The sequence below is a fragment of the Rhizobium sp. CF080 genome, assembly GCF_000282095.2.
Taxonomy (GTDB): domain Bacteria; phylum Pseudomonadota; class Alphaproteobacteria; order Rhizobiales; family Rhizobiaceae; genus Neorhizobium.
Map to the genome: position 1 here is coordinate 540,108 of NZ_AKKC02000008.1, position 25,983 is coordinate 566,090.

A 25,983-nucleotide genomic window follows, 5' to 3' on the forward strand; every position below is an offset into this window, starting at 1 on the left:
AAATTTAGACCGGGATGACCATCATGTAACAGGCGGCGATCACCAGAACGAAACCTGCCGCTTCTACCCATTCTCTGACCATCGTCGCCTCCATCGCTTCGGTCGTGAATGAACGAGAAAGTCGCATTGTAGTTCCACGAAATGGCCATAAACGTGGCGATATCGCCTTAAATGTGAAAGTGCTTGGTTAACAAGGTCTTACTATTTGTCCGCGTCGGCCCTGGCGCGGGCGGCTTCCAGGATTGAGCGCACCTCGCGGGCGGCGGAATTCTCGATCGCGAAGGCTCCATCCGGCGACAGGCCCGGGTCCTCCTCGTTGTCCTTGAACGTGGCGTCATCGCGCAGACTTCTGAGGAACGAGGTGATGGTCACTTCACCGCCGATCATGGCCGACAAGAGCTCGATCAGTACTTCGCGATGGGCATTCAGTCGCCCTTCCAGTTCATGCGGTGTCAGCTCCGACATGGTTTCCTCCTCATCCCGTGTTTCGCTTCTTCAAGGAGATAGGGGAGGTTTTGGCGGAGGGAACAATCGCGGCGACCGAAAGTTCACCCTTGATCATGAACATGGAGGAAGACCATGGCAGAGTTCGCCAAGACAGGAGGCAGCCACGACCAGCGCGACGTCCGCGACCGGCTGATCCTGGCGCTTTACGCGCAGTTAAGGGCCGAGCGGCAGACCCGTGAGGCGCTGGAATACGTCATCCGCAACGGCGCGCTGGCGCCGGAGGTTCTGGAAGCCATCGCCGGCGATCCGATCCCTGCCGCAACAGCCGAAGATGTCGCGGCGGTCGAGAAGGTGATTGCGCTCGACGCGCATCGGCGGAAGTAGTTTATCTACCCGCTCAGGGAACGAAATGCTGTGCCGCACCATTATGACGTCAGTCTTTCAATTGGGTGTGGCATGGATACGAGATCAAACCACTTGGTTATCGAGCGCGGCTCCTGGCTTCAGCTTGGAGCCAATTTTGACGGCGAGGGCGTCAATTTCGCGATTTTCTCCGCCCATGCGGAGCGCGTGGAGCTTTGTCTCTACGACCCGAGCGGTAAGATAGAGATCGCGAGGCTCGAACTTCCCGAATACACTCATGAGGTCTGGCACGGTTATGTGCCGGGGCTGAAGCCGGGTGCGCTCTACGGCTTCCGGGTGCACGGACCCTACGATCCGGAAAACGGCCATCGCTTCAACCCGAACAAGCTTCTGATCGACCCCTATGCGCGCGAATTCGTCGGCGATGTCGACTGGAACGAGGCGCATTTCGCCTATGATCTCCTGCATGAAGACAAGGACCTGGTCTTCGACGAGCGGGACAGCGCGCCCTACATGCCGAAATGCCGGGTCATCGATCCGAACGAGTTCGACTGGAAGGACCAGAACCGGCCGAATATCGCCTGGCCGGCGACGATCGTCTACGAGACCCATGTGAAGGGCTTCACCCAGCTCAATCCGGGCATTCCCAAGGACCTGCGCGGCACGTTCGAAGGCATGGGCCACAAGGCCTCGGTGGACTATATCAAGAGCCTCGGCATTACGTCCGTGGAACTGATGCCTGTCCATTATTTCCCCGATGACCAGCACCTGCTCGACAAGGGGCTCCATAATTTCTGGGGCTACAACACGCTCGGCTTTTTCGCGCCCGCGTCCCGCTATTACGGCCCGAAAGGCATTCAGGGCTTTCGCGACATGGTACGGTCTTTCCACGATGCCGGCATCGAGGTCATTCTCGACGTGGTCTACAACCACACGGCCGAGGGCAACGAACTCGGGCCGACACTGTCCTTCAAGGGCATCGACAATTACTCCTACTACCGGACCATGCCCGACCAGCATCGCTACTACATCAACGACACCGGCACCGGAAATACCGTCAATACCTCGCATCCGCGCGTGCTGCAGTTGATCATGGATTCGCTGCGCTACTGGACCGAGAGCATGCATGTCGACGGGTTCCGTTTCGACCTTGGCACCATCCTCGGCCGTGAACCGCAGGGTTTCGACGAGCGCGGCGGGTTCTTCGACGCGATCACCCAGGATCCGGTGCTTTCCAAGGTGAAGCTGATCGGCGAGCCGTGGGACATCGGTCCCGGCGGATATCAGGTCGGCGGTTTTCCGCCCGGCTGGGCCGAATGGAATGACAAGTATCGCGACACGGTGCGCGAATACTGGAAGGGCGACAACGTACCGACGGATTTCGCCGCGCGCGTGCTTGGCTCGGGCGATCTTTACGATCAGCGCGGCCGCCGGCCATGGGCGAGCGTCAACTTCATCACTGCCCATGACGGGTTCACGCTGAACGACGTTGTTTCCTATAACGAGAAGCACAACGAGGATAACGGCGAAGATAACAACGACGGCCACAACGACAACCGCAGCTACAATTACGGTGCCGAGGGTCCGACCGAGGACGAGGGCATCAACGCGGTGCGCGACCGCCAGAAGCGCAACTTTCTCGCCACGCTGTTCTTCTCGCACGGTACGCCGATGCTGCTTGCCGGCGACGAGTTCGGCCGCAGCCAGATGGGCAACAACAACGGCTATTGCCAGGACAGCGAAATCTCCTGGGTGCATTGGGAAAACCTGCCGGAGAGCTGCGAGGAGCTTCGCGAGTTCACCCGCCAGCTCATCAAGCTGCGCCGTGAACAGCCGCTGCTGCGCCGCGAGAACTGGCGGGACGGCCTGGACATCAAATGGTTCAACGCCGGTGGCGGCTTCCAGACGCCCGAACAGTGGGACGAGGGTTCGACGCTCGGGCTCTATATCGGCCGGCCCGACCTCAAGGAAGAGGAAGGCATCTGGCACGACGTGCTGCTGCTCTTCAACCCGTTCGAAGGCAATGTGCCGTTCCGCATCCCGCAGTTCGGCGAGGGCGGCTGGGTGCTGGAACTCACCACCTCCGACCTTTCCAAGCGCGGTCTGGTGATCACCAAGGAGAAGGATTTCGAGCTCGAAGGCCGCAGTCTCGCGCTCTTCCGCCGGCCGTGAAACGGCTGACTTTTTCTTTCCGGAAGACCATCTTCGAGTCGTGGCCTGCTATGTTGCGGCTTTCATCTAAGTACATATGCATATTGACAAATACGGAGCGATCCCACTGAACTGGCACGACTTTTGAAGGGCGGAAACATTCGTTGGTGTCAGTAGATTTTCCCGAGCAGCTCTATGAGGCGGCGTTCATACCCGAACTCTGGCCTTCCGTATGCGAAACCATGGCGGGCCTGGCCGGCGCCCATTCTGCGGCTATCGCGACTGTCGACAATCATCATCAATATCGATGGGTCTGCAGCCCACGCATTCACCAGGCATTGCTCGATTTCAGCTCCAGCGAAATCCGGTACGAGAATATCAGGCCGGAAAGACATATCCAGTCGCGGAAGTTTTCCTTTCTGCGCGATATCGACCTGATGACGGAACAGGAGATCGAAGAGGACCCGATCTACAGGGAGCGCCTCAGGCCGCTCGGGTTCGGCTGGACGGCCGGCGACGTCCAGCAGGAGCCTTCGGGACACCTCCTGATCGTGGATCTTCTTCGCGAGACCGCTGCCGGCCCGTTCCAGCCGAGCGATATGGCAGTCATGAACAGGCTGAAGCCGGATATAACGCGGGCTGCATGGCTCGCCTCCCGCCTGGCTTTCAGGCAGGCCCGCAATACCGTCGATACGCTCGAATTGATCGGGATGCCGGCAGCCGTCATCGGTGACGAGGGCGGTGTCCTCGAAGCAAATCCGCAGTTTGGGGGCCTGGGTCCGCAGGTCGTCATCGGCGCCCGCAACAGGATCAGGCTTTCCAGTCCGGCCGCCGAGTTGCTTCTCAAGACATCCATGGCGGCTTTGCGCGATGCAGACGTGCCGATCGTCCAGAGCATTCCCTTGCCGGCCAGTAAGGAAGAGGAGGTGCCGTTGATCATCAATGTCGTCCCGATCAAGAAACGGTCGCGCGACATTTTCAACAGATCGCTGGCAGTCCTGCTCGTCACGAAGGTCGGCGCGAGCGGGACGCTCGATCCCCTGGTCCTGCGCGGTCTTTTTGACCTGACACCCGCCGAAGCCCGGATCGCATGGGAAATCGGCTCCGGTGGCACCGTGGAACTGGCGGCGGAAAAGCACGCCGTTTCCCGGGAAACTGTCAGAACCTACCTCAAGCGCATCATGATGAAGACCGGCGTGCGCACTCAGGCGCAACTGGTCCTGCTCTTGAGAGGCCTCCCGCTTCTTCCCTAGCTGATCCAGCTTTCCGCGCGCGCTCTATTCAGAGCGTGGCGCGACGGATATCGTTTGCGACATGGCCGGACTTGAGCGCCAGACTGGCATAGACGGCGGCATATTGCTGGGCGCTGCGCTCCCAGGAGAATTTCGCCTTCATGCCCTGGTTCTGCAGGCGTGCCCACATTTTCGGGTCGGCATAGGCGTGCAATGCGCGGCGAAGCGCCAGCCGCAGTCCGTCGGTGGTCACCGGGTGAAATTGGAAGCCGGTGGCGACGCGGGCCGACATGGCCGCGTCATTGGCATCGATGATCGTTTCCGACAGCCCGCCGGTGCGGGAGACGACCGGTACGCAGCCGTAGCGGAGCGCATAGAGTTGGGTCAGCCCGCAGGGCTCGAAACGGGAGGGCTGTACGATCGCGTCCGACCCGCCATGGACCAGATGCGCCGTTGGCTCGTCATAGCCGAAATGCACCGCCATCCGGCCAGGAAAACGCGCAGCGGTATCGGTGAGGGCGCGCTCGATCTCCCGGTCGCCCTGGCCGAAGACGATCACCTTGCCGCCGTGTCGAATGACCTCGTCCGCCGTATCGGCGAACATGTCGAAGCCCTTCTGCCATGTCAGCCGGCTGACGGCGGAAAACACGGGCCCTTCCTGCGACGCGTCCAGCCCGAATTTTTCGAGCAGCACGGCGCGGTTCTCGCGCTTGCGGCGCAACGTGCCGATATCATAGTTGCGCGGCAGGTGAGGGTCGGTCGATGGGTCCCATATATCGAGGTCGATACCGTTGACGATGCCCCGGAGGATGGAGACACGCGCGTTCAGAACGCCGTCCATGCCCATGCCGAAGCGCGGGGTGAGAATCTCGCGTGCATAGGTTGGGCTGACCGTGGTGATCGCGTCGACCGTCTGCAGCCCGCCTTTCAGGAAACTGATATCGCCGAAATACTCCATGCGGTTCATGGAATAGGCTTCCGGTGGCAGGCCGATGCTCATCAGCACACCGGCAGGATATTGGCCCTGGAAGGCCAGGTTGTGGATGGTCAACACCACCGGCGTCTTGCAGCCGCGCTCGCGCATGTAGACGGAGGTCAGCGCCGACTGCCAGTCATGGGTGTGAACGAGGTCGGGAACCCAGCCAGGGAGTAACCCATCGGCGATTTCTGCCGCGGCGAGGGAAAGTGCGGCGAAACGCTTCCAGTTGTCTGGATGGTCGATGCCTTCTTCGTCGACATAGGGGCCGCCCGGCCGATCGTAGAGAGCGGGCGCATCCAGGATGAAAAGGCTGAGGCCCTCGACGCGGGTATGAAGGAGGGCTGCCTGCTCGCCAAGCAGATTGTCGAATGTGACCAGTGGCATGGCGCTCTTCAGCTGCTGCATGACCTGGGGGTAACCGGGGATCAGGGAGGTTGTCTCGATACCGAGGGGGCTCAGCGCCTTGGGCAGGGAGCCAGTCACGTCTGCAAGGCCACCCGTCTTCACAAGGGGGAAGATTTCGGAGGTGACCGAAAGAACTCTCATTCCGGGAAGCCCCCGCTTTCCATAACCTGTATTGTTCCCCTGTTCCGCCGCGCTCCGCTCATCTCGACGAGGGTCGTCGATCGGGACGTAAGCGTTCATCATGCGTGCCTCCGCCATCTGCCAATCTCACCCTCCAGAACGTTTCCGCCCTGGCCAACGTTCCCCGTCAGGGCGGAACCGAGGCCAGGTTCAGACGCAAAAGCCATTCGATTTTTCCAGGGTAAACGAATCCGTGGTCGCGATGTCAGTCGCCGCGACCGATAACGATGATGATGAAATTGGGTGGCCGGGTGGCGTCAAGCGCCAGCCGGAACCTTCTTGGAACGTTTCTTGGCCGGTTCGGCGGCTTCGGGCGCGGCAGCAGCCGGTGCCTTGGACGTTGTCTTCGCCGGAGAAACCTTGGCAGCGGCCGTTTTCGTTGCCGGTTTTGGAGCAGCCTTGGCCGCCGCTTTCGGCGGCTTCGCGGCGGTGGCGGACTTGCCGCGCGACGCTGCCGCAGGCTTCTTGGAAGCGGTTGGCCCGAGCGTGGCATATTCCAGCTTGGCCCGTTCCCAGTGCTCCCGATCCTTGCCTGAGGGATAGCCCTCTTCTTCCCACAAAGTGTAGGCCCGTTTTTTGATCCAGATTTCTTCGGATTCCGCCATTATTGTCTCCATTCGCCCAAGCGCCCCAACGCGCTCGGCGCAGAAAAGTTCCCTGGTAAAAACGAAAAATCGCAACCGGCCACGACGCGGCCACCACTCGAAAAAAACTTCCCCGGACGCGGAACTTTTGGCTGTCGAATATACTTATGGCCGCCGGGAAGGAGACACATCCAATGGGAAAATACTGCGATATCGTCCCACACGCAACTGGCTGGGTCTATGTCATAGATGGCGTCCAGTCTGCGTCTTATTACCACACATATGAACTCGCCATGGAGGCCGCCAAGGCCCATGTGGCGCGCGACCGAAGCGGGCGGGTTGAGATTTTCCGCCGGCAGGCGCTGAATGGCGAGATGTTGCCGGTTCCGCCCCTGCACGGAAACACCGACGCTTCGGTTTTGAGGCGATCTTTCCCGGCTTGAGGAGGTCGGGAAAGGGAGGAAAAGCCCGGCTTCGGTCGGGCTTTTTTGTGTGTCTGGACCCACGAAAAAAGCGCGGCCAAAGCCGCGCCCTTCTGCTGATCGTTCGATGTCACGCGGCCTTCTTGGCAGCCGTGTTGACCGCGGTCTTGGCAAGGACCGTCAGAGCCTCGTCGGTCTTGCTTTCCTCGGCGAGCGTCTGTTCGAGAAGCGTTACGGCGTCCCGGTGGCCGAGTTGCTGAGCCCAGGCGCGCAGCGTGCCGTAGCGGCTGATCTCGTAATGTTCGACCGCTTGCGCTGCGGCGAGCAGACCGGCGTCGAGAGCGGAAGTGCCCTTGAACTCGTCCAGGATTTCCTCGCCTTCTTCGATAATGCCGTCGATCGCCGGGCAGGTCTTGCCCTGGGCCCGCTTGCCGATGATCTCGAACACCTGCTTCAGGCGATCGATCTGGCCTTCGGTTTCTTCCCTATGCTTCTCGAATGCCGCCTTCAGCTTCGGATCCTGGGCACCGCGCGCCATCTTCGGCAGCGCCTTCACGATCTGGCGCTCGGCGTAATAGATGTCCTTGAGGGTTTCATGGAAAAGGTCGTCGAGGGTCTTGTTAGCCATTGGTCTCTCTCCTTGTTGATGGGTATTCTTATGGCAAGGGATTGCGAGGCACCTAACGAGCAGGTGCCTCACAGGTTCCACGGGGATCAGTGCCTTTCGGGCGCAATCCGAAGATTGTTGCGGCAGGCGGTGACCCCCTCGATGTCGAGGAGGACCTCTTCTGCCCGGGTCTTGTCGGCAAGGTGGGCGACATAACCCTCCAGCCTTACCTCGCCGTTCTCCACGGAGACCGTCATGTTGGCCGGGTCGAGAAAGGCGTCCTGAGTCAGTTGCTGGTTTACGTCCCGTGCGATCAGATCGTCGGGCCGGTCGTAACCGCTCGGCCCCTTTCCGATCTGCTTTTCCTGTTCCGGTCCCTCAGCGAAGATATTGGCTTCGCCCTGAAGATAACCGCTCGGGCGGCTTTCTGCCGGGCCCTCCCACCGAGGCCATTGCGAGGTCTCGCCGGGACGGCCAGCTTTCGGCTGCTCATTCTTCATCGGCTTTCTCCTTCTCAGGGGGCATGATCGCCCGCAGCGGAGAAACCCATGGTTGCCGGAAAAGTTCCGCGCGAGTTGATGGAACCGGAACGCCCGAACCGCGTTTAGGTCTTCAACTAGAAAACTGCTTGCGACGGGAGAGAGACATGCAGGACAGGCTGAAGATTTATCGGCTGGTGCCGACGGCCGCGCCTAACGATCCGAACTGGCAGAACTCGCCGCCACATGGCGAAGTAGTGGTCCGGGCCAAGACCGCCGGCGATGCGCGGCTCGTGGCGAGCCAGGCGGAACTGGATTTCATGGAAATCGATGCTTCGCCAAGCGAAGGCAATTCGACCGAAATGGCGAGCGCCTTCCGCAGCGACAAGCTCTATACGGTGATCGAGGATACGAGCTGCCGGTTCGCGCCGAACGGACCAAGGGGCGTGATCGGTGGCCGTGTGCGCATCGACAACGTGGTTTCAACCCAGCTCTGACCGGCGTGGCGGAGAGAGTCAGTCGGCGTGGCCGTCGATCTTTTCGTTGAGCGCCTTCTGCAGTTCGCGGGCCAGTTCGAGCAGACGATCAGGAACGTCTTCCTTTTCAATTTCGGTCAGAAGAACCGAGACCTGACGGCTGACCCGCCGTCCCATCCTGATGTCTTCTTCCGCAAGCGGAGTGTTCTGTTTCGTCATCCCGACCTCTGATGCGTCCCCACCGGAATATCCGATGCCGCTACCATATCCGCCCGTTATAACCCTATATCAGCTCCCATACATCAATAGGGTCGATCCCGGATATCCCGAAAAAGTCACAGAGGAAAAATGAAATAAGGCGACCTCCTATCCGGGAAGCCGCCCTTTTTGTTCCAAAGATTTTTAAAAAGGTTAGTGCTTGGGCGGTTTTGGCGTGCCGGTGGGAATGGATGTCACCGTGCTCGACACCGGATCGCTCGCCGGAAACGTGTCTTCCAGGCCTTCGTTGAGCTGTTCATCCAGTTCATTCTTTTCGCCGCGCTCGCGAACCGACTGCTCGGCCTTCTTGTCGGGCTCTTTCCGCGCAGAGTTCGGGGTGGTGTTGATGCTCATCTGATTGGCTCCTGGCTTGTTTCATCCCGAAAACGGTTTGGATCGTGCGTTTGTTCCGGAACCAAGCGAAGGCAGCGCGGGTTATCGGGCAAACGAAGGAGTTTTCCCGTGGCACCGCGCGTATTCTGGAAAGGTTATCTGAAGCTCTCGCTCGTCACCTGCCGGGTGACGATGACGCCGGCTATCTCCGAAGGGGCCAAGGTGCGGTTCCACAACATCAACCGCAAGACCAACAATCGCGTCCTCAGCCAGTATGTCGATGCCGAGACCGGCGAGGCGGTCGAGGACGAAGATCAGGTCAAGGGCTATCCGAAGGGCGAAAACGACTATGTTCTCCTGGAAGACGAGGAGATCGAGGATGTCGGGTTGGAAAGCACCCGCACCATCGATATCGAGACTTTCGTGTCATCAGGCTCGATCGACTGGATCTGGTACGACCGGCCGCACTATCTGGCGCCCGACGACGAGGTGAGCGCAGAGGCCTTCGCGGTGATCCGTGAAGCCATGGCGAAGACCAATACCGGCGGCATTGCCCGGCTCGTCATGTATCGTCGCGAGCGGGCGGTTCTGCTGCTGCCCAAGGACAAGGGGATCGTCGTATGGACCTTGCGGTACGGCGACGAAGTGCGCGACGCCGACGAATACGCCGTCGAAGAACCGAAGGAAAAGGCTGATGTCGAGCATCTGGCGATGATGAAGAAGATCATCGACGAGCGCACCGAAGCCTGGAAGCCTTCCATGGCGGACGACCCCGTCCAGGACCGGCTGCTCGAAATCATCGCCGAACGCAAGAAGAGCCGCAAGACCAGGAAGAAGGTCGAGGAGAAGGCGCCGGAGCGCAGCAGCAATGTGATCGATATCACCGCCGCGCTGAAGAAGAGCCTGGAAGCTGAGCGAAAGGGGCGGTGAGACACCCTGATCTCCCCCTTTGCGGGGGAGATTGGCAAGACGCACCGTCTCGCCTCAGCCTTCACCGTTTCTTCTTCATTTTGAACTCGATCACCGCTTCCGCTTTGCGAAAATCCCCCCAGGGATCCTTCGTCTGCTGGGCAACGCGCGCCGGGGCGTTAATGACCGTGAAATAGTTGGGGCCGATCGCGCCGCCGAGCTCGTCCCACCCGACCGGCATGGAGACCGGTGCGCCGGGCCGGGCACGGGTGGAATAAGGAGCTACCGCGGTGTTGCCGCGGCCGTTGCGCAGGTAGTCGATGAGGATCTTGCCGCTTCGCTTCGACTTGGTAATCGTCGAGACATATTTGTCGGGATCGTCGCCGGCCATGCCGTCGGCCAGCGCCTTCATCGCCGCCTTCACCTCCGGCCATTCCGCCTTGGGTTTGACGGGTGCGACGACGTGCAGGCCCTTGCCGCCCGAAGTCTTGACGAAGGCGACCAGCCCCATATCCTCGAAACGGCGCTTCACGTCATGGGCCGCGGCAATGATATCGGTCCAGGACACGCCTTCGCCGGGGTCGAGGTCGATATTGACCATGTCCGGCTTTTCCCAGTCGTCGAGATTGGAACCCCAGGGGTGGATTTCCAGCGTCGCGCCTTGAACAAGGCCGAGCAGCCCGTCGAGGTTGCGGATGGTAATATCCTCTTCCGCCGGATCGGCGGGGTCCTTCACGAGCACGGCGTTCTTGGTCATGCCCTTCCAGCCATGTTTCTGGAAGAAAAGCTGACTGCCGATGCCGTCGGGACCCCGCAAAAGCGCCAGCGGGCGGTTGACGACGAAGGGCGCCATCAGCCGCCAGACTTCGGTGTAATAGTCCGCAAGCCCGGCCTTGGTCACGCCGACGTCCGGCCAGTAGACCCGATCCGGATGGGTGAGATTGACCGTCCGCTTCGGCGGCTTGGATTGTTCCGCTACGTTCACTGGCCCTCCTTCCCGGACGATATCCTTCGGGTCCTTATCTTCGCGCAAGCCCCGGAAGGCCGCATGGCGGATATGCGCATCCGCCGTCCAACCGCGGAATTCCACTTCCGCCACCAGTTGGGGCCTGACGAAAACGACGTCCTTCTTTTCCACCCCGACGAGCTTTTCGTCAAACGGGCTTTCGTTGGCCTGGATCTCGTTGAGGCGCTTGAAGAGCGATTGCGCCACGGCATTCGAATAACCGGTGCCGACGCGGCCAGCATGCCGCAGCCTTCCCTTGTCGTAATATCCCATGACCAGCGATCCGATCGCGGTCCTGGACACGGAGGAGGGGACAAACCCCGCGACCACGAATTCCTGCCGGGCCGAACATTTCGACTTCACCCAGTCGCGGCCGCGGCCGGGTCGATAAGGCGCATCCGCGATCTTGGAGATGATGCCTTCGAGGCTCAGCCGGCAGGCATGTTTCAGTACCAGCCCGCCTTCGTCGCCGAAATGCTCGCTGTAGCGCAACGCCGGGCCGCTGTCGGCCAGCAGGGTTTCGAGCGCCTCCTTTCGCTTCAGGAGTGTTGCGCCGGTCAGGTCGTAGCCGTCGATATGCAGCAGGTCGAAGGCGTAGAAGGTGAACCGGTCGTCCCGGCCTTCGCTGAGATCCTGTTGCAGCAGGGAAAAATCGGTAGCGCCAGAACCTGCCTCGACCGCCACTTCGCCATCGATGATCGCGCCGGAAGCGGCAAGCTTTGCGAATTCCGCAACGATCTCCGCGCCGAATTTGTGCGTCCAGTCGAGCCCGGTCCGCGTCAGCAGTGTCACCTTGCCGTCAGCGATACGCGCCTGAAGTCGATAGCCGTCCAGCTTGATCTCGTGGACCCAACGCTTGCCGGAGGGGGCACCCTTCACCAGCGTCGCCAGTTGGGGCTCGATGAAATCCGGAAGTTCGGCTTTCCTGACACCTTTGATCTCAGAAACTGCAATGTCGGATTTTTCCGGTTCGGGAACAGGCCTAGCTTTCGTTTTCGATTTGGCGGCACCCTTGGCCGCCGATCCCTCGCGGCCCCAGATGTCGTCGAGCGTCTTGCCGGTTTTCACCGAAAGCGGCATTTCCTCAAGAATGTCCTTGTCGCCCTCGGCGCGGGCGAATTCGTCCTCGCCTTTGACCAGCAGCCAGTTTTCGCGCTTTTCGCCTTGCCGCTGGGCCATGCGGATGAGGTGCCAGCGGCCTTCGAGCTTCTCGCCTTTTAGCTCGAACTCCATGTGGCCTTTCTTGTAGGCCTTGTGAGGATCGCCGATCGGTTCCCAGGTGCCGCGATCCCACAACAGCACCGCTCCGGCGCCGTAATTGCCCTTCGGGATCATGCCTTCGAAACCACCATAATCGAGCGGGTGGTCTTCCACATGCACCGCCAGCCGCTTTTCGCCCGGTACGAAGCTCGGGCCGCGGGTGACGGCCCAGCTTTTCAGCACGCCATCCATCTCCAGCCGGAAATCGTAATGCAGGCGGGTGGCGTCGTGTTTCTGGATCACGAAACTGTTGCCCGATGCCTTGGCCTTGCGGCCGTGGGGTTCCGGCGAAACCTTGAAGTTCCGCTTCTGGTTATAGGTTTCGAGCGCCATGATCAGCTCGCCTTTCTCTGCGGGGCGGCAGTCTTACGAGATACGGTTTTCTTGGCGGGCTTATTCGGTCCAGTCTTCTTGTCGCCGGCGCTTTGGCGCAGTGCATCGAGCAGGCTGGAAACCTTTTTCGGTTCCGGCTTCGGCTTCTTCTTGAGCTTGCGGCCCTCGATCTTCGCCTTGATCAGCTCGGCGAGCGCTGCCTCGTATCGATCGTCGAACCCGGCCGGATCGAACTCGCCGCGCTTGGTGTCGATGATGTGCTCGGCGAGATCGAGCATCTCGCCCTCGATCTCGAAGCTCTTGATGTCGGAGAAGATTTCCTTGGCCGGCCGCACTTCGTAGTCGTAGTTGAGCGTGCTGGCGGTCATGCCCTGTTCGCTTGGGCGGATAAGCACTGTCCGCAGCCGCCGGAAGAGCACCGTGCGGGCAAGTGCTGCGACATTCTTTTCGCTCAGCCCCTTGCGGATCAACTCGAAGACTTCCGCGGCGGGTTTGTCGGCTGGCGCCAGGTAATAGGGGCGATCGATAAAGATGGTGTCGATGCCGTCGCAGGGTATGAAGGTTTCGAGCTCGAGGGTCTTGTCGCTCTCCGGCACCGCCGCCTTCACCTCGTCCGGCTCGAGAAAGACGTATTGGCCGCTCGAAACCTCGTAACCCTTGACGATGTCGTCGCTTTCGACCTGCCTGCCGGTATCGGCGTCGACCATCTGGCGATGGACGCGGTTGCCCGTCTCCCGATTGATGATGTGAAAGCTGACACGGTCGGATGTCGAGGCGGCCGTGTAGAGGGCCACCGGGCAGCTCAGCTCTCCGACCTTCAGATACCCTTTCCAGTTTGCACGCGGCGCCATATCAGAACTCCCGGCAGAACTCAGTGAAAGCCTTATCAACAGGCCTGCCGGCCTGTTTGTTCCGCGCAAGCGACAAGGGTTTCTGTCAGGAAGATGAACAGGGCATTCATCTTAGGGGAACCAAATACGCAAGGCGTGCGTTTGCCCCCGTCATTCCAGCCATGAAGACTTCGGAGAGGTAGGCAACGGTGTCTGAATCACAGTTGAATGGTGATCCTGCACGTGCAGACATAGTGAGGCTAATTCCGGCTCTCCGCGCATTTGCCCGTACTTTCTGCCGCAATCCCAGCGATGCAGACGACCTGGTGCAGGAGACGCTGATGAAGGCGCTCGCCAATCTCGACAAGTTCGAGCCGGGCACCAAGCTGAAGAGCTGGCTCTTCACCATCATGCGCAACACCTTTTATACGCGCATCAAGGTGCTTGGCCGCGAGGCTCCGGGGATAGAGGAGAACATTTCGGGGGATACGCCGGTTGCAGCAAACCAGGAGATGGCGGCCAGAGCCCGCGAGGTCCAGCGGGCACTTCAGAAACTCCCGCCGCACTACCGCGAAGTGCTGACGCTGGTCGCGATCCTTGGAGAAAGCTACGAGGCGGCGGCCGAGATCTGCGACTGCGCGGTCGGCACGGTGAAAAGCCGCCTCAATCGGGCGCGGCATCAAATTCTGCAGGAATTGGGGGAAGAAACGAACTGATCTGCCGCAATCCCGCAGCTCAGTTTTTTGGAGGTCGTCATGAAATTTATGTTGATTGCGGCGGTGGTCGTCCTGGTGACGATCGCCCCGGTTTTTGCGTTCATCTAGGCCGATCAGGCCGGATCCTCGTCCAAGTCCGGGTAATGCCGGAATATGCCCGACTCGTTGAAGGCGAGCCGGCGTTTGGACTTGAGATAGGCTTCGATGTTCGGGCGTTTGGCGACCACGTCACGCAGCTCGGCGACGAGTGGGTAATCCTTGTCAAAGTTTTTCATGGCGCGCGGAAAAGCATAGGCGAGGCCTTCAGCGATCTGGAAGAGTGACAGGTCGACATAGCTCAAGGCGTCGCCCACCGTGTGGCCGCTCTTTGCCGGATTGGCCGCGATGATGCGCTCGAAATAACCCATGAACTTCGGCACCCGATGTTTCAGGAACGCCTTGGAACGGGCCTTGGCCTCTCGCTTCTGATCCTCGTAATAGTCGGCGGTGCTGATGGGGTGGTGCGTGTCGTGCACTTCCGCGACGAAATCGGTGATTGTCAGCTGCAGGGCATGGGCGAAGATGCGGGACTTCTCGTCCTTCGGCACGAGGTCCAGCTTCGGCCCGAGATAATGGAGGATGTTGGCGACGTGCGAGACGATCATGTCTCCATCCTTGAGGAAGGGCGGCGCGAAGGGCATGTCGTAGCCGTGCTTGCCATGGATATAGTCCATCATTTTCGGGGTGCCACGATCTCCCCGGGCAACATCCACATAGTCGGCTCCGGCTTCTTCCAGCGCCAGCCGCACGAATTCGCCACGGCCCTGAATGCCGTCCCAGTAATAAAGCTCGTAGGTCATTTCAGTTTCGGACTCCCTTAAGTGAAGGCACAACCGGCTTTCCCGTGTGACTGTTCCTTTAAATCTGCCTGACGGCAGCACAAGTTGGAACTTTTGCACAGAGGTTGGGTTGAAAGGGGCGGATGGTGTCGCGACGTTTTCGCGCCCGGCAGTTTCGCCTTTGGACAGGGTTTTGAATATGGCTATCAGGATTACCGCGATCCTTTTCACGTTGATCGGGGTGGCGCTGGCCATCGGCGGCGGGCAGTTGGTGCTGCTCGGCGGCAGCGCCTATTACATCATCTGCGGTCTCGGCTTCGTGCTGACCGCCATCCTGCTTTTTCTCAGGAACGCCATGGCGCTCAGGGTCTATACCGTCCTGGTGCTCGCCTCGCTCGTGTGGGCGATCTGGGAAGTCGGGTTCGACTGGTGGCAGCTCGGCCCGCGCGGCGGATTGATTATCCTTCTTGGCCTCTGGCTCCTGACCCCCTGGATTCGCACCCCGCTCGGCTTTTCGAGCCCGACGGGCATGCGTTACGGCGCCAGCGCCCTGCCGCTCGGCATTTCGCTGATGATCGCGATCGTCGCCGCCATCGTCTCGATGTTCCTTGATCCGCACGACCAGAGCGGCGCGCTTCCCGAACAGTCCGTCGCCGCCGCTCCGCCGATGGGGGGCAACGTGCCGCCCGGCGAATGGCACCAGTATGGGCGAACGCCCTTTGGCCAACGTTATTCGCCGCTCGACCAGATCAAGGTCGACAATGTCGCTCACCTCACCGAAGTCTGGCGCTATCAGACCGGCGACGTGAAACGGCCGGACGATGTCGGGGAGACCACCTATCAGGTGACGCCGCTCAAGGTCGGCAATTCGCTCTATCTCTGCACGCCGCACAATCTCGCAATCGCGCTCGATGCGACGACCGGCAAGGAGAAGTGGAAATATGATCCGAATTCCGGCATGAACCCGGACCGACAGCACCAGACCTGCCGCGGCGTCAGCTACTATAAGGACGCGGCCGCCGCTGCCGGCAGTCCGTGTGCGGAACGGGTCTATCTGCCGACTTCGGATGCGCGGCTGATCGCGCTCGATGCCGCCAACGGCCAGGTCTGCACGTCCTTTGCCGACAACGGAACGCTGCAGCTCACCAGCGGCATGCAGTACAATCCGGCCGGTTACTACTACTCGACCTCGCCGCCGGCGATCGCCGGCAACAAGATCATCATCGGCGGAGCGGTCAACGACAACTATTCCACCCAGTCGCAATCCGGCGTTATCCGGGCCTTCGACGTCAAGACGGGACAGCTGATCTGGAACTGGGATTCGGGCAATCCCAGCCAGACACAACCCCTGCCGCCGGGCCAGACCTATACGACCAATTCGCCGAACAGCTGGTCGGTGTTCAGCGTCGATGAAGACTTGGGTCTCGTCTATATCCCGCTCGGCAACCAGGTGCCGGACCAACTGGGCATGGGCCGCAGCGAGAATGTCGAGAAATATTCCTCCTCCATCGTCGCGCTCGATCTCAATACCGGCGCCGATCGCTGGGTGCGCCAGACGGTGCATCACGATCTCTGGGACATGGACGTCCCCGCTCAGCCGGTCCTCCTCAACATCACCAAGCAGGACAATACGGTCGTGCCGGCGCTGGTCGGCCCAACCAAGCAGGGCGACATCTACGTGCTCGACCGGCGCACCGGCGAGCCGATCATCCCGGTCACCGAGGAGCCGGCGCCGGCCGGGGCTATCCCGGAAGACCGGACTGCGCCGACGCAGCCCACCTCGGCTCTGACCTTCAAGCCGCGGCCGCTCGAGGAACGGGACATGTGGGGCATCACCATGTTCGACCAGATGGTCTGCCGCATCTGGTACCACCAGTACAACTATCTCGGCCGCTACACGCCGCCGTCGCTGAAGGGCTCGATCGTCTATCCGGGCAATTTCGGCACCTTCAACTGGGGCAGCGTCGCGGTCGATCCGGAACGGCAGGTGATGTTCGGCATGCCGACCTATCTCGCCTTCACCTCGAGGCTGGTTCCACGCGCAGACATTCCGCCAAAGGGCGAGGACGAGAAAGCCAGCGAACAGGGCCTCAACCGCAACGACGGTGCGCCCTACGGCGTCTTCATGGGGCCGTTCCTCGGCCCGCTGCAGATCCCCTGCCAGGCGCCGCCCTGGGGATATGTCTCGGGCGTCGATCTGCGCACCGGGGAGATCGCCTACAAACACCGCAACGGCACGGTCTATGACATGACGCCACTGCCGCTACCCTTCAAAGTTGGGGTGCCAGGGATCGGCGGGCCGATGATCACCAAGGGCGGTGTCGTTTTCCTCGGCGCTGCGGTCGACAACTATCTGCGTGCCTACAACCTCACCAACGGTCGCGAACTCTGGAAGGCGCGGCTGCCGGCCGGCGGTCAGGCGACGCCGATGACCTATGCGGTGGATGACGGCCGCCAGTTCGTGGTGATGGTGGCCGGTGGTCACGGCTCCGTCGGCACCAAGCCCGGCGACTACGTGATCGCCTACGCCCTGCCGCGATAGGAGAGCTCAACAAAAAAGGTCCGGATGTCTGGCGTCCGGACCTTTCTGCATTCGGCTTCGGCTGAATTAGGCGACGCCAGTGAAACGGATTTCGTTGCGAACGTCCGTCACGCCAGCAACGCTCAGCGCCACTTCTTCGGCTCGCGCCACTTCTGTCTCCAATTGGACGGTCCCGCCCAGCGTGATCTCGGATCCACTGGCGGTGACGGTGACATCGCTTGCATCGACACCGCCGGTCGAAGCGAGCGCATCGGAGACCGCCCCTTCGAGCGTTGCGCTCGGGGGAAATTCCGCCTCTACCTCAGGGGGTGTCTCGTGAAAATGCTGATGCTTGAAGACCATTGTCGTTCTCCGTTCTGACATGGCACGACAACGCGCGGCGGGGGCGATTGGTTCAGCGGCCTCCGCTCAGAACCGTGGCGATGATCTCCTGAAGCTGGCTCTGCGAAAAGGGCTTCGGCAATCGCGGCAGGCGGTTGTCGCCGCCTGTGGGCAATTCCGCATAACCGGTCGCCAGCACCACCGGCAGGCCCGGCCTTTCTTCGCGAATGACGGCGGCCAGTTCCGAGCCGGTCATGCGCGGCATGGAATGATCGGTGATGACGATGTCGATGTCATGGGTGCCGCCTCTCAGTTCCTTCAGAGCATCGGCGCCGCTATAAGCCTCGATCACGGTGTGGCCGAGATCTTCCAGCATCAGCGTCGTGTTCATCAATACCAGCGCGTCGTCGTCGACGGCAAGAATGGTGAGGCGTCCTCTGGGGGCTGTGGCGGGCGAAGGCATGGGTTTCTCCGAAGACTGCGGACATTCGTTTGCATCTGCCGCGGGGAGATAGAGCGAAACCGTCGTGCCCTTGCCCCTCTGGCTTTCGATCTCGAGTTTGCCACCCGACTGTTCGGTCAGACCCTGCACCATGGAAAGTCCGAGCCCGGTTCCCTTGCCGACGCCCTTGGTGGTGAAGAAGGGCGTCGTCGCGCGAATGAGGGTCTCCTCGTCCATGCCCTCGCCACTGTCGGTGACTGCCAGTCGCACGTAACGGCCGGGCTTCAGCCTGCCGGTGTCCTTGTCGGCCCAATATTCCTCGGCGCCGATGATGATCGTGCCGCCGCCAGCCATTGCGTCTCGAGCATTGACGACAAGGTTCAGAAGCGCTGTCTCAAGCTGAACTGGATCGCTCGAGACAGGTGGCAGGTTTTCGGCGAAGTGGGTCTCGACGGAGGCTGAGGCGCTGAGCGAGCGCTGCATGAAATCCATCATGCCGTTCACGAGTGCCGGCACGTCGATCGCCTGCATGTTCAATTCCTGCCGGCGGGAGAAGGCGAGCATGCGCTGAGTGAGCGCTGCGCCCCGTTCGGCACCTTGGATGGCATTGTCCAGCAGCGGCATCAGCGCCGAGTCGTCGGGCAGGCGTTTCTTGAGAATTTCCAGGCTGCCCAGCACGGCCATCAGCAGATTGTTGAAATCGTGGGCGACACCGCCTGTCAGCTGGCCGATCGCCTCCATCTTCTGGGATTGGAAAAGTTCTTCGCGCGCCTGGGTGAGGGCCTTTTGCGCCTCGACCTTTTCAGTGATGTCGCGGGTGATCTTGGCGAAGCCGAGAAGCCTGCCTTCCTCGTTGCGGATCGCGTCGATGATCACATGCGCCCAGAAACGCGTGCCATCCTTGCGCTGCCGCCAGCCTTCTCTTTCGAACCGCCCCTCGCGCCGTGCGGTTTCCAGGCTCCGGGTCGGTTCGCCACGCTCGCGGTCTTCCGGCGTATAGAACTGCGAAAAATGCTGGCCGACGATTTCGTCAGCCGTATAGCCCTTGATGCGCGTGGCGCCGGGGTTCCAGTTGCTGACGTAACCATCCGGGTCGAGCATATAGAGGGCGTAGTCGGTGACGCCCTGGACGAGGATCTGGAATTTCTTCTCGCTCAACCGGAGTTCCGTCTCGGCCTGTTTCCGCTCGGTCAGATCGCGGGTCACCTTGGCGAAACCGATGAGCTCGCGGGAACGGCTCCAGATCGGATCGATGATGACATGCGCCCAGAAGCGGGTGCCGTCCTTGCGGACGCGCCAGCCTTCCTTTTCAAAACGGCCTTCTGTCGCAGCGGTCCGCAAAGCGTGTTCGGGAGCCCGCGCCAACCTGTCTTCAGGCGTATAGAAGCGGGAAAAGTGTTCGCCGAGGATTTCCCAGGCCTCGTATCCCTTGAAGCGCTGAGCGCCGGGATTCCAGCTGGCGACCTTGCCGTCAGCGTCAATCATGTAGATCGCGTAATCGGTGATCGCGTCCACGAGAAGACGATAACGCTCTTCGTCAAGCAACGAAACATCGTAACCTTTCGGCACGCTCATTTACTGTCCCCAGCCCACGACGTTCGTGGTCTAACGCAACATGACAATGCGACGTCCCAGACGTCGTAACTCTGCAGCCTGCTCATTTATTGTCCCCGGGCCACCGCATTGGTGGTCCAACGCGAAATAATGTCTGATTCCCATTTTGGTTCCATCTTTCGGAAAATTTTTATCTTGCGCCGAAGCGGCGGCGACATGAGACGGCTTGACGAATGACGATTTTCCGTTTACGACTGACGAAAGATGAAAATCGTCACACGTAAAACGAAAGCCATCAGCGGTATGGATACCAACGAAAATACGCTGGACACGTCGCGGCAGGACAATATCACCCGCATCCTCGATGCGGCCGAGCGGCTGTTCAAGCACTACGGCTACACCAAGACCAATGTTGCCGACATCGCCCGCGATCTCGGCATGTCGCCGGCCAATATCTACCGTTTCTTCTCGTCGAAGGCGGACATCCACAAAGCGCTGGCACATCGGATGTTGGAAGCCAGCCGTGCTGTGGCGCGTGCCAATGCGGCCCGTCCGGTCAGTGCGACGGAGCGTCTGCGCGACCATTTCCTGCAGCAGCATCAGATCACGGTGGAAACCTTTCTGCATGAAAACAAGGTCCACGAGATGGTGGTCATTGCCATCGAAGAACAATGGTCCGTCGTGGAGGATCACATTAAGCAGTTGCAGGCGATCGTCGCCGGCGTCATCCGCGAGGGTATCGCCGTCGGCGAATTTCGTGAGCAGGATGCCATTCTTGCCTCGGAGTGCATGTGTGCCAGTGTCGTCACGCTCTGCCATCCGCAGATCGTCGCTGAATGCCTGATCGAGGACCGGCGCATGATGCCGGCCGATCTCGTCGAATTCGCCCTCAGGGCCCTCAAGTAAACACCGGCGCCCACTCCCACTGTTTACAGGGGCGTCTTGATCGAAAACCCGCCATCAGGAGTGCGGACTATGTTTTTCGTAAAGACCAGACGTGATGTCTCGTTTCTCTTCAAGGGCCTTTTAGTTGCGACCGCGCTCGGCGCGCTGGCGGCCTGCTCGGAAGAGAAGAAAGTTGAAGCCCCGGAAATCGTCCGTCCGGTCAAGGTGACCGAGGTCGCTGCTGCCGATCACGGCCGCAAGATGGACTATTCCGGCTCCGTCAAGGCGCGCACCGAGATGAACCTCGGCTTCCGCGTCGCCGGCAAGATCACCGAACGGCTCGTCGATGTCGGCCAGCGCGTCCGCCCCGGCGATGTGCTCGCCAAGCTCGACGCCGTCGACTACCAGCTCGCCGTGCGCCGCGCGGAGGCCGATCTCGCATCCGCTCAGAAGCAGGTGGAAATCTCCGGGCTCGCCCGCCGCCGGGCTGAGACGCTTGTCGAGAAGAGTATTTCGTCCCAATCGCAGCTCGAACAGGCGCAGCTCGCCAATGACCAGGCCGTTTCGCAAAGGGAATCGGCCCAGTCGGCGCTCGACCAGGCCCGCAACCAGGTTGCCTATACCGAATTGAAGTCCGACCAGAACGGCATCGTCACCGCGGTCAGCGCCGATATCGGCCAGGTGGTCGCGTCCGGCACGCCGGTCCTCTCTGTCGCCGTCGAGGGCAGCAAGGAAGTGCAGATCGCCGTTCCCGAAATGGATGTCGCCCAGTTCACGCCGGGCAAGACGGTGAAGGCCCGCTTCTGGTCCGCCACCGATCTGGTGCTCGACGGCAAGGTCCGCGAGGTCGCCGGCAGCGCCGACGCCCAGTCTCGCACCTTTGCGGTCCGCGTCAGCCTGCCTGAGGACAGCCGTGTCCTGCTCGGGATGACCGCGACGATCGAAGCCGCCGAAAACAATGCCGTCGCCACCTATGCCATTCCGCTTGCGGCGCTTTCCAAGAAGGACGGCCAGTCCGTCGTCTGGATCGTCGATCGCGGCAAGGGCACCGTCAACTCGCGTGCCGTCAAGGTCGCCGACTTCTCGGATAACGGCGTTCGCGTCGCCGAAGGACTTGCCAAAGGCGACCTCGTCGTCTCGGCCGGCACGCAGTTCATGAAGGAAGACATGAAGGTCAAGCTGCCGGAAACCGTCGCCTCCCGCTTCGGCAGCGTCAGCGGCCTTACCACCGCATCGCTCGCGCCCTGATCGCCCCGGCTTAAAGGACCTAAGACCATGAGCTCCTCTCATCAGGCCAATCCCTCGGAAAAGGCCCGGTTCAACCTGTCCCGCTGGGCGATCGCCCATCCGAGCATTGCCCGTTTCCTCTTCGGCCTCATCATCGTCATGGGCGCGCTCGGCGTCATGAACATGGGCCAGAAGGAAGATCCGGACTTCACCTTCCGCGTCATGGTCGTGCAGACCGTCTGGCCCGGCGCCTCCATCCAGGAGATGCAGGATCAGGTGGTCAACAAGATCGAGCGCAAGCTGCAGGAAACCCCGCATCTTGACTGGGTCAAGTCCTATACCCGCGCCGGCGTGGCGATCACTACGGTGCAGATCAAGGGCGATACCAATACCGCCGAGGTCAAGGACGCCTTCTACCAGGTCCGCAAGAAGATCGGCGATATCACCCAGGATCTGCCGGCCGGCCTGCTCGGTCCCTATTTCAACGACGAGTTCGGCGACACCTACATCACGCTGAACTCGATCAGCGGCGAAGGTTACAGCTATCCCGAACTCAAGCAGTTCGCGATCCAGGCCCGCGACATGCTGCTCGCCACGCCCGGCGTCGAAAAGGCCGTCATTCTCGGCGATCAGCCGCAGAAGATCTTCATCGACGTCTCCTCCAAGGCTCTCGCCGAACGGGGCCTCACGGTCCTCAACATCCGCGATGCGCTGTCGGGCCAGAACAATATCGATCCCGCCGGCAGCGTTCAGACCGCCGAGCGCTCGGTACGCATCGCTGTCGAAGGTGGCGTCACCACGCCGGAAGACATCCGCGAACTGCGCATAAAGGCCGGCGACCAGGTGATCCGGCTCGGCGATGTCGCCACCGTCACTGACGGCCTCGAAACCCCCTATCAGCGCAAGTTCCGCTTCAACGGTCACGACAGCGTCCAGGTCGGTGTCGTCATGGCGCCCGGGTTCAAGGTCACCGATGTCGGCCACGAGGTCGAAGCGACCTATGAGCGTTTCGAACAGACGCTGCCGGTCGGCGTGTCCGTCGAGCAGGTCTCCAACCAGCCCGAAGTCGTCACCGAAGCGGTCGGCGAGTTCACCCAGGCGCTGATCGAAGCGCTGGTCATCGTCCTCATCGTCTCGCTGATTTCGATCGGCTGGCGTTCGGGCATCGTCATCGCCATCACCATCCCGCTGGTGCTGGCTGCGACGTTCGCAATCATGTTCTACATGGGCATCGAGCTGCAGCGGATCTCGCTCGGCGCGCTGATCATCGCGCTCGGCCTGCTGGTCGACGATGCGATGATTGTCGTCGAGATGATGGAACGCAAGCTGGAGGAGGGGCTCGCCCGCCTCGACGCGGCGAGCTTCGCCTATTCGTCCACCGCCTTCCCGATGCTGACCGGCACATTGATCACCACTGCCGGCTTCATCCCGGTCGGGTTCGCCGATTCCACCGCCGGCGAATACGTGCGCTCGCTGTTCTATGTGGTGGGCATCGCGCTCGTCACGTCCTGGTTCGTGGCCGTCTATTTCACCCCCTGGCTCGGCTACATGATCCTCAAGCAGCGGGCGCACGCCGGTACCCATCACGATGCCTATGACACGCGCATGTACCGCGGCGTCCGACATGCCGTCGGCTGGTCCGTGCGTCACAAGGCGATGGTGCTTCTCCTGACCTTCGGCGCCTTCTTCGGAAGTCTCTGGTCCTTCCAGTTCATCCCGCAGAGCTTCTTCCCGCAGTCATCGCGGCCGGAAATCCTGGTCGATCTGTGGCTGCCGGAAGGCACGGCGATCGAGGAAGTCGAACGCCAGGCGAAGTCTCTCGAAGACAAGATCCTGCCCGACACCGACAAGACCTTCGTCGCCACCTATATCGGCGAGGGCGCGCCGCGCTTCTTCCTGCCGCTCGACCAGCAGCTCCGCAACCCGAACTATGCGCAGCTCCTGATCATGTCCAAGGATGTCGACGCCCGCGAACGGCTGATCGTCAAGCTCAGGGATATCCTGGCCAAGGACTTTCCGACCGTGCGCGGCAAGGTCGACCGCCTCTTCCTCGGTCCGCCGGTCGGCTGGCCGGTCCAGATGCGCATCACCGGTCCGGACCCGTCGGAAGTCCGTCGTATCGCCGACCAGGTCAAGGAACGTTACCAGCAGCAGCCGCTGTTCGGCGCGATCCATGACGACTGGATGGAACCGGTGACGGCCATGAAACTGGTCATCGACCAGGACCGTGCCCGGGCGCTGGGCGTCACCTCGCAGCGTGTCCGCCAGATGCTGCAGGCCGCTACCGCCGGGGCGCCGATCAGCGACTTCCGCGATGGCGAAGAAACCGTCTCGATCGTCGTTCGCGAGCCGGATGCCACCCGTAACCTGCTCTCGGCGGTCCAGTCGGTTTATGTGCCGACGGATTTCGGCGGCTTCGTGCCGGTCTCGCAGATTGCCAAGGTCGTGCCGGTTCTCGAACAGGGCATCGAATGGCGCCGCGACCGCCTGCCGACGATCACGGTCAAGGCGACGCTGCCGGACGGTGTCGAACCGACCCAGGTGTCGCTCAACCTCTACAACAGCATGGCCGATCTGCGGGCCAACCTGCCGGCCGGTTACAAGGTCGAGATCCAGGGCGGTGCGGAGGATGCGGCCGAAAGCCAGAACTCGATCGCCGCCAAGGCGCCGATCATGCTCCTGGTCATCCTCGTGCTGCTGATGATCCAGCTGCAGCATTTCGGCAAGGCGATGCTGGTGCTGGCCACCGGCCCGCTCGGTATCATCGGCGCTGCCATGGCGCTGCTTATGACCGGCGCGCCGTTCGGCTTCGTGGCGATCCTCGGCGTCATCGCGCTGCTCGGCATCATCATCCGCAACTCGATCATCCTGGTCGATCAGATCGACCAGGACATCGCGGCGGGGATGGAGCGGATGGAGGCGATCGTCGGCGCGGCCGTGCGTCGTTTCCGACCGATCATGCTGACCGCGATGACTGCGGTGCTGGCGCTCTACCCGATCTCGCGCGGGGTGTTCTGGGGGCCGCTCGCCTATGCGATGATGGGCGGCATCCTGGTCGCGACCGTGCTGACCATCCTCGTCCTGCCGGCCGCCTATGCCCTGTTCTTCGGCCGCGAGCCCAAGAAGAAAGACGATAAGGACGACCGGACGCCCGCCAATCAGGGTGACCTTTTCGACAGCCGTGACGACCTGCCCATGGCGGCAGAGTGACGGCGAGCGCCTTCCTCGGGAGCCTGGTAATTCCTGAGGAAGGCGTGCTGATTGGCCCTGACGGACTGGACGATATAGTCCGTCACCATTCTGACCCGCGGGATCTGGCTGAGATCCCGATGGCACATCAGCCAATAGCTGCGTCTTAGCTCCACCTCGTCCGGCAGCACGATTTCGAGGTCGGGCTGCACCCGGGTGATGAAATGCGGCAGCACGCAGAGTCCAAGCCCGTTCAGCGTCGCGGTCAATTGCGCGAAGATGCTGGAGCTCTGGAAGCGTGCCTTGATGCCCGGATGGACGTCACCGAGATAGTCGAGCCCTGGCGCGAAGATCATATCCTCGATATAGCCGATGAACGGATGCGATAGCAGATCCTGCCGGCTGCGGATCGGGTCGGCCTTCGCCAGGTAGGACTTCGTGCCGTAGACGTTGAGACTGTAGTCGGTCAGTTTTTCCGTCAGGTAAGGTCCTTCCTTCGGCGGATCGAGCGACACGGCGATATCCGCCTCCTTGCGCGACAGCGACATGATCTGCTGGATCGTTACCAGTTCCAGCGAAATGTTCGGGTGGCTGTCGCAGAAGCTGCGGATCTTGTCGGCGAAGAAGAAATTCGCAAACCCTTCCGGCGTGCTTAAGCGAACCACGCCGCGTTGCGCCGTGGTGCCTGAGGCGACATCCGCCTGCAGCCGGTCCGCCTCCGTCTCGATCCGCTCCGCCGTCTCGATGAAGCGCTGGCCCATGCCGGTCAGGACATATCCACGCGGATTGCGCTCGAAGAGCTTGACCTTGAGAGCGAATTCCAGCCGGTCGATGCGGCGGGAGACCGTCGCGTGGCTGGTGCGCAATTGACGGGCCGCAGTCGACAACTGCCCGCTGCGTGCCACGGCCAGGAAATATTGCAGATCGTCCCAGGTGAAGTTCTGATTGTTGCTCAAGATGTTCCCGTCTGTTCAAAAATGCACAGATGCTGTTTGCAATTAATTACAGCAGCCTGCTTGCGTCAACGGCGGTTTT

25 protein-coding genes are annotated in these 25,983 nt (G+C 61.1%); 11 read left to right on the forward strand and 14 right to left on the reverse strand.

Translation table 11 applies throughout. The features are described 5' to 3' along the window. Nucleotides 1-4 precede the first annotated feature (4 nt). Nucleotides 5-127 carry a hypothetical protein gene (locus PMI07_RS35985; RefSeq protein ID WP_007751416.1) on the reverse strand — a complete coding sequence of 41 codons (123 nt, stop codon included), beginning with the start codon at nt 125-127 and terminating at the stop codon, nt 5-7. Between the two features lie 74 nt (nt 128-201). After that, complete coding sequence (locus PMI07_RS19620; RefSeq protein WP_007751414.1) at nt 202-465, reverse strand: hypothetical protein; 264 nt, start codon at nt 463-465, stop codon at nt 202-204. A gap of 114 nt (nt 466-579) precedes the next feature. Between PMI07_RS19620 and PMI07_RS19625 the strand changes: the two genes are divergently transcribed. The 3 genes from PMI07_RS19625 to PMI07_RS19635 all read left to right on the forward strand — a co-directional run bounded on the left by PMI07_RS19625 (nt 580) and on the right by PMI07_RS19635 (nt 4,214). After that, nucleotides 580-831, forward strand: a complete 252-nt coding sequence (locus PMI07_RS19625) for a hypothetical protein (RefSeq protein WP_007751412.1) — start codon at nt 580-582, stop codon at nt 829-831. Between the two features lie 72 nt (nt 832-903). Further along, nucleotides 904-2,982: a glycogen debranching protein GlgX gene (glgX, locus tag PMI07_RS19630; protein ID WP_037087550.1), complete on the forward strand. Its 2,079-nt coding sequence runs from the start codon at nt 904-906 to the stop codon at nt 2,980-2,982. A gap of 146 nt (nt 2,983-3,128) precedes the next feature. After that, a complete protein-coding gene (locus tag PMI07_RS19635; protein WP_155956569.1) occupies nt 3,129-4,214 on the forward strand; it encodes a helix-turn-helix transcriptional regulator in 1,086 nt (361 codons plus the stop codon). A 28-nt stretch (nt 4,215-4,242) separates the two neighbouring features. Here the strand turns inward: PMI07_RS19635 and glgA are convergent, their stop codons facing one another. Both glgA and PMI07_RS19645 read right to left on the reverse strand, forming a co-directional pair. Continuing rightward, nucleotides 4,243-5,718, reverse strand: a complete 1,476-nt coding sequence (gene glgA / locus PMI07_RS19640) for a glycogen synthase GlgA (RefSeq protein WP_051484218.1) — start codon at nt 5,716-5,718, stop codon at nt 4,243-4,245. Between the two features lie 296 nt (nt 5,719-6,014). Continuing rightward, nucleotides 6,015-6,362, reverse strand: a complete 348-nt coding sequence (locus tag PMI07_RS19645; protein WP_007751380.1) for a DUF2934 domain-containing protein — start codon at nt 6,360-6,362, stop codon at nt 6,015-6,017. A gap of 173 nt (nt 6,363-6,535) precedes the next feature. Here PMI07_RS19645 and PMI07_RS19650 point away from each other — a divergent pair, with 173 nt between their 5' ends. After that, nucleotides 6,536-6,784 (forward strand): hypothetical protein, encoded by a 249-nt coding sequence (locus tag PMI07_RS19650; protein ID WP_007751370.1) that lies wholly within the window; start codon nt 6,536-6,538, stop codon nt 6,782-6,784. A 109-nt stretch (nt 6,785-6,893) separates the two neighbouring features. On the opposite strand, the gene PMI07_RS19655 is transcribed toward PMI07_RS19650, so the two are convergent. Then, nucleotides 6,894-7,391: a ferritin-like domain-containing protein gene (locus PMI07_RS19655; protein ID WP_007751366.1), complete on the reverse strand. Its 498-nt coding sequence runs from the start codon at nt 7,389-7,391 to the stop codon at nt 6,894-6,896. Between the two features lie 86 nt (nt 7,392-7,477). Then, on the reverse strand, nt 7,478-7,870 hold the full coding sequence (locus PMI07_RS33725; RefSeq protein WP_007751363.1) for a BON domain-containing protein: 393 nt from the start codon (nt 7,868-7,870) through the stop codon (nt 7,478-7,480). Between the two features lie 146 nt (nt 7,871-8,016). Between PMI07_RS33725 and PMI07_RS19665 the strand changes: the two genes are divergently transcribed. After that, complete coding sequence (locus tag PMI07_RS19665) at nt 8,017-8,346, forward strand: hypothetical protein (RefSeq protein ID WP_024163955.1); 330 nt, start codon at nt 8,017-8,019, stop codon at nt 8,344-8,346. Nucleotides 8,347-8,364: 18 nt separating this feature from the next. Here PMI07_RS19665 and PMI07_RS19670 read toward each other — a convergent pair whose 3' ends face one another. Both PMI07_RS19670 and PMI07_RS19675 read right to left on the reverse strand, forming a co-directional pair. Then, complete coding sequence (locus PMI07_RS19670; RefSeq protein ID WP_007770999.1) at nt 8,365-8,544, reverse strand: hypothetical protein; 180 nt, start codon at nt 8,542-8,544, stop codon at nt 8,365-8,367. A gap of 192 nt (nt 8,545-8,736) precedes the next feature. Further along, complete coding sequence (locus PMI07_RS19675) at nt 8,737-8,937, reverse strand: hypothetical protein (protein ID WP_007770996.1); 201 nt, start codon at nt 8,935-8,937, stop codon at nt 8,737-8,739. 108 nt (nt 8,938-9,045) lie between these two features. On the opposite strand from PMI07_RS19675, the gene PMI07_RS19680 reads away from it, so the two are divergent. Beyond that, entirely contained in the window at nt 9,046-9,846 is an 801-nt protein-coding gene (locus PMI07_RS19680) for a Ku protein (protein WP_007770994.1), read from the forward strand. Between the two features lie 61 nt (nt 9,847-9,907). Here the strand turns inward: PMI07_RS19680 and ligD are convergent, their stop codons facing one another. Continuing rightward, nucleotides 9,908-12,424, reverse strand: a complete 2,517-nt coding sequence (ligD, locus tag PMI07_RS19685; protein WP_007770993.1) for a DNA ligase D — start codon at nt 12,422-12,424, stop codon at nt 9,908-9,910. 2 nt (nt 12,425-12,426) lie between these two features. Next, a complete protein-coding gene (locus tag PMI07_RS19690; protein ID WP_007770992.1) occupies nt 12,427-13,275 on the reverse strand; it encodes a Ku protein in 849 nt (282 codons plus the stop codon). Nucleotides 13,276-13,478: 203 nt separating this feature from the next. Here PMI07_RS19690 and PMI07_RS19695 point away from each other — a divergent pair, with 203 nt between their 5' ends. Continuing rightward, complete coding sequence (locus tag PMI07_RS19695) at nt 13,479-13,970, forward strand: sigma-70 family RNA polymerase sigma factor (RefSeq protein ID WP_245277204.1); 492 nt, start codon at nt 13,479-13,481, stop codon at nt 13,968-13,970. Nucleotides 13,971-14,083: 113 nt separating this feature from the next. Here the strand turns inward: PMI07_RS19695 and PMI07_RS19700 are convergent, their stop codons facing one another. Further along, the gene (locus PMI07_RS19700; protein WP_007770990.1) at nt 14,084-14,809 is read right to left on the reverse strand and encodes a glutathione S-transferase; all 726 of its coding nucleotides are present in this window, start codon (nt 14,807-14,809) and stop codon (nt 14,084-14,086) included. Nucleotides 14,810-14,987: 178 nt separating this feature from the next. Here PMI07_RS19700 and PMI07_RS19705 point away from each other — a divergent pair, with 178 nt between their 5' ends. Beyond that, nucleotides 14,988-17,330 (forward strand): glucose/quinate/shikimate family membrane-bound PQQ-dependent dehydrogenase, encoded by a 2,343-nt coding sequence (locus PMI07_RS19705; RefSeq protein WP_007770988.1) that lies wholly within the window; start codon nt 14,988-14,990, stop codon nt 17,328-17,330. Nucleotides 17,331-17,396: 66 nt separating this feature from the next. On the opposite strand, the gene PMI07_RS19710 is transcribed toward PMI07_RS19705, so the two are convergent. Both PMI07_RS19710 and PMI07_RS19715 read right to left on the reverse strand, forming a co-directional pair. Beyond that, nucleotides 17,397-17,672 (reverse strand): BON domain-containing protein, encoded by a 276-nt coding sequence (locus PMI07_RS19710; RefSeq protein ID WP_007770986.1) that lies wholly within the window; start codon nt 17,670-17,672, stop codon nt 17,397-17,399. A 52-nt stretch (nt 17,673-17,724) separates the two neighbouring features. Beyond that, nucleotides 17,725-19,668, reverse strand: coding sequence for a PAS domain-containing sensor histidine kinase (locus PMI07_RS19715; RefSeq protein WP_007770985.1), 1,944 nt, complete (start codon nt 19,666-19,668; stop codon nt 17,725-17,727). A gap of 282 nt (nt 19,669-19,950) precedes the next feature. Between PMI07_RS19715 and PMI07_RS19720 the strand changes: the two genes are divergently transcribed. The 3 genes from PMI07_RS19720 (at nt 19,951) to PMI07_RS19730 (ending at nt 24,969) form a co-directional block, all read left to right on the forward strand. Continuing rightward, nucleotides 19,951-20,553, forward strand: a complete 603-nt coding sequence (locus PMI07_RS19720) for a TetR family transcriptional regulator (protein WP_037087558.1) — start codon at nt 19,951-19,953, stop codon at nt 20,551-20,553. 69 nt (nt 20,554-20,622) lie between these two features. Further along, nucleotides 20,623-21,780, forward strand: coding sequence for an efflux RND transporter periplasmic adaptor subunit (locus PMI07_RS19725; protein ID WP_007770983.1), 1,158 nt, complete (start codon nt 20,623-20,625; stop codon nt 21,778-21,780). A 27-nt stretch (nt 21,781-21,807) separates the two neighbouring features. Further along, nucleotides 21,808-24,969: an efflux RND transporter permease subunit gene (locus PMI07_RS19730; protein ID WP_024163956.1), complete on the forward strand. Its 3,162-nt coding sequence runs from the start codon at nt 21,808-21,810 to the stop codon at nt 24,967-24,969. On the opposite strand, the gene PMI07_RS19735 is transcribed toward PMI07_RS19730, so the two are convergent. Next, nucleotides 24,918-25,904 carry a LysR family transcriptional regulator gene (locus PMI07_RS19735; RefSeq protein WP_024163957.1) on the reverse strand — a complete coding sequence of 329 codons (987 nt, stop codon included), beginning with the start codon at nt 25,902-25,904 and terminating at the stop codon, nt 24,918-24,920. The two genes, PMI07_RS19730 and PMI07_RS19735, sit on opposite strands and share 52 nt — an antisense overlap. Nucleotides 25,905-25,983 lie beyond the last annotated feature (79 nt).

Bases quoted from the DNA above. Each gene is read 5' to 3' on its own strand.
- PMI07_RS35985 (WP_007751416.1), bottom strand. From the start codon at position 127: ATGCGACTTTCTCGTTCATTCACGACCGAAGCGATGGAGGCGACGATG.
- PMI07_RS19620 (WP_007751414.1), bottom strand. From the start codon at position 465: ATGTCGGAGCTGACACCGCATGAACTGGAAGGGCGACTGAATGCCCAT.
- PMI07_RS19625 (WP_007751412.1), top strand. From the start codon at position 580: ATGGCAGAGTTCGCCAAGACAGGAGGCAGCCACGACCAGCGCGACGTC.
- glgX (WP_037087550.1), top strand. From the start codon at position 904: ATGGATACGAGATCAAACCACTTGGTTATCGAGCGCGGCTCCTGGCTT.
- glgA (WP_051484218.1), bottom strand. From the start codon at position 5,718: ATGAGAGTTCTTTCGGTCACCTCCGAAATCTTCCCCCTTGTGAAGACG.
- PMI07_RS19645 (WP_007751380.1), bottom strand. From the start codon at position 6,362: ATGGCGGAATCCGAAGAAATCTGGATCAAAAAACGGGCCTACACTTTG.
- PMI07_RS19650 (WP_007751370.1), top strand. From the start codon at position 6,536: ATGGGAAAATACTGCGATATCGTCCCACACGCAACTGGCTGGGTCTAT.
- PMI07_RS19655 (WP_007751366.1), bottom strand. From the start codon at position 7,391: ATGGCTAACAAGACCCTCGACGACCTTTTCCATGAAACCCTCAAGGAC.
- PMI07_RS33725 (WP_007751363.1), bottom strand. From the start codon at position 7,870: ATGAAGAATGAGCAGCCGAAAGCTGGCCGTCCCGGCGAGACCTCGCAA.
- PMI07_RS19665 (WP_024163955.1), top strand. From the start codon at position 8,017: ATGCAGGACAGGCTGAAGATTTATCGGCTGGTGCCGACGGCCGCGCCT.
- PMI07_RS19670 (WP_007770999.1), bottom strand. From the start codon at position 8,544: ATGACGAAACAGAACACTCCGCTTGCGGAAGAAGACATCAGGATGGGA.
- PMI07_RS19675 (WP_007770996.1), bottom strand. From the start codon at position 8,937: ATGAGCATCAACACCACCCCGAACTCTGCGCGGAAAGAGCCCGACAAG.
- ligD (WP_007770993.1), bottom strand. From the start codon at position 12,424: ATGGCGCTCGAAACCTATAACCAGAAGCGGAACTTCAAGGTTTCGCCG.
- PMI07_RS19690 (WP_007770992.1), bottom strand. From the start codon at position 13,275: ATGGCGCCGCGTGCAAACTGGAAAGGGTATCTGAAGGTCGGAGAGCTG.
- PMI07_RS19700 (WP_007770990.1), bottom strand. From the start codon at position 14,809: ATGACCTACGAGCTTTATTACTGGGACGGCATTCAGGGCCGTGGCGAA.
- PMI07_RS19705 (WP_007770988.1), top strand. From the start codon at position 14,988: ATGGCTATCAGGATTACCGCGATCCTTTTCACGTTGATCGGGGTGGCG.
- PMI07_RS19710 (WP_007770986.1), bottom strand. From the start codon at position 17,672: ATGGTCTTCAAGCATCAGCATTTTCACGAGACACCCCCTGAGGTAGAG.
- PMI07_RS19715 (WP_007770985.1), bottom strand. From the start codon at position 19,668: ATGAGCGTGCCGAAAGGTTACGATGTTTCGTTGCTTGACGAAGAGCGT.
- PMI07_RS19720 (WP_037087558.1), top strand. From the start codon at position 19,951: ATGGATACCAACGAAAATACGCTGGACACGTCGCGGCAGGACAATATC.
- PMI07_RS19725 (WP_007770983.1), top strand. From the start codon at position 20,623: ATGTTTTTCGTAAAGACCAGACGTGATGTCTCGTTTCTCTTCAAGGGC.
- PMI07_RS19730 (WP_024163956.1), top strand. From the start codon at position 21,808: ATGAGCTCCTCTCATCAGGCCAATCCCTCGGAAAAGGCCCGGTTCAAC.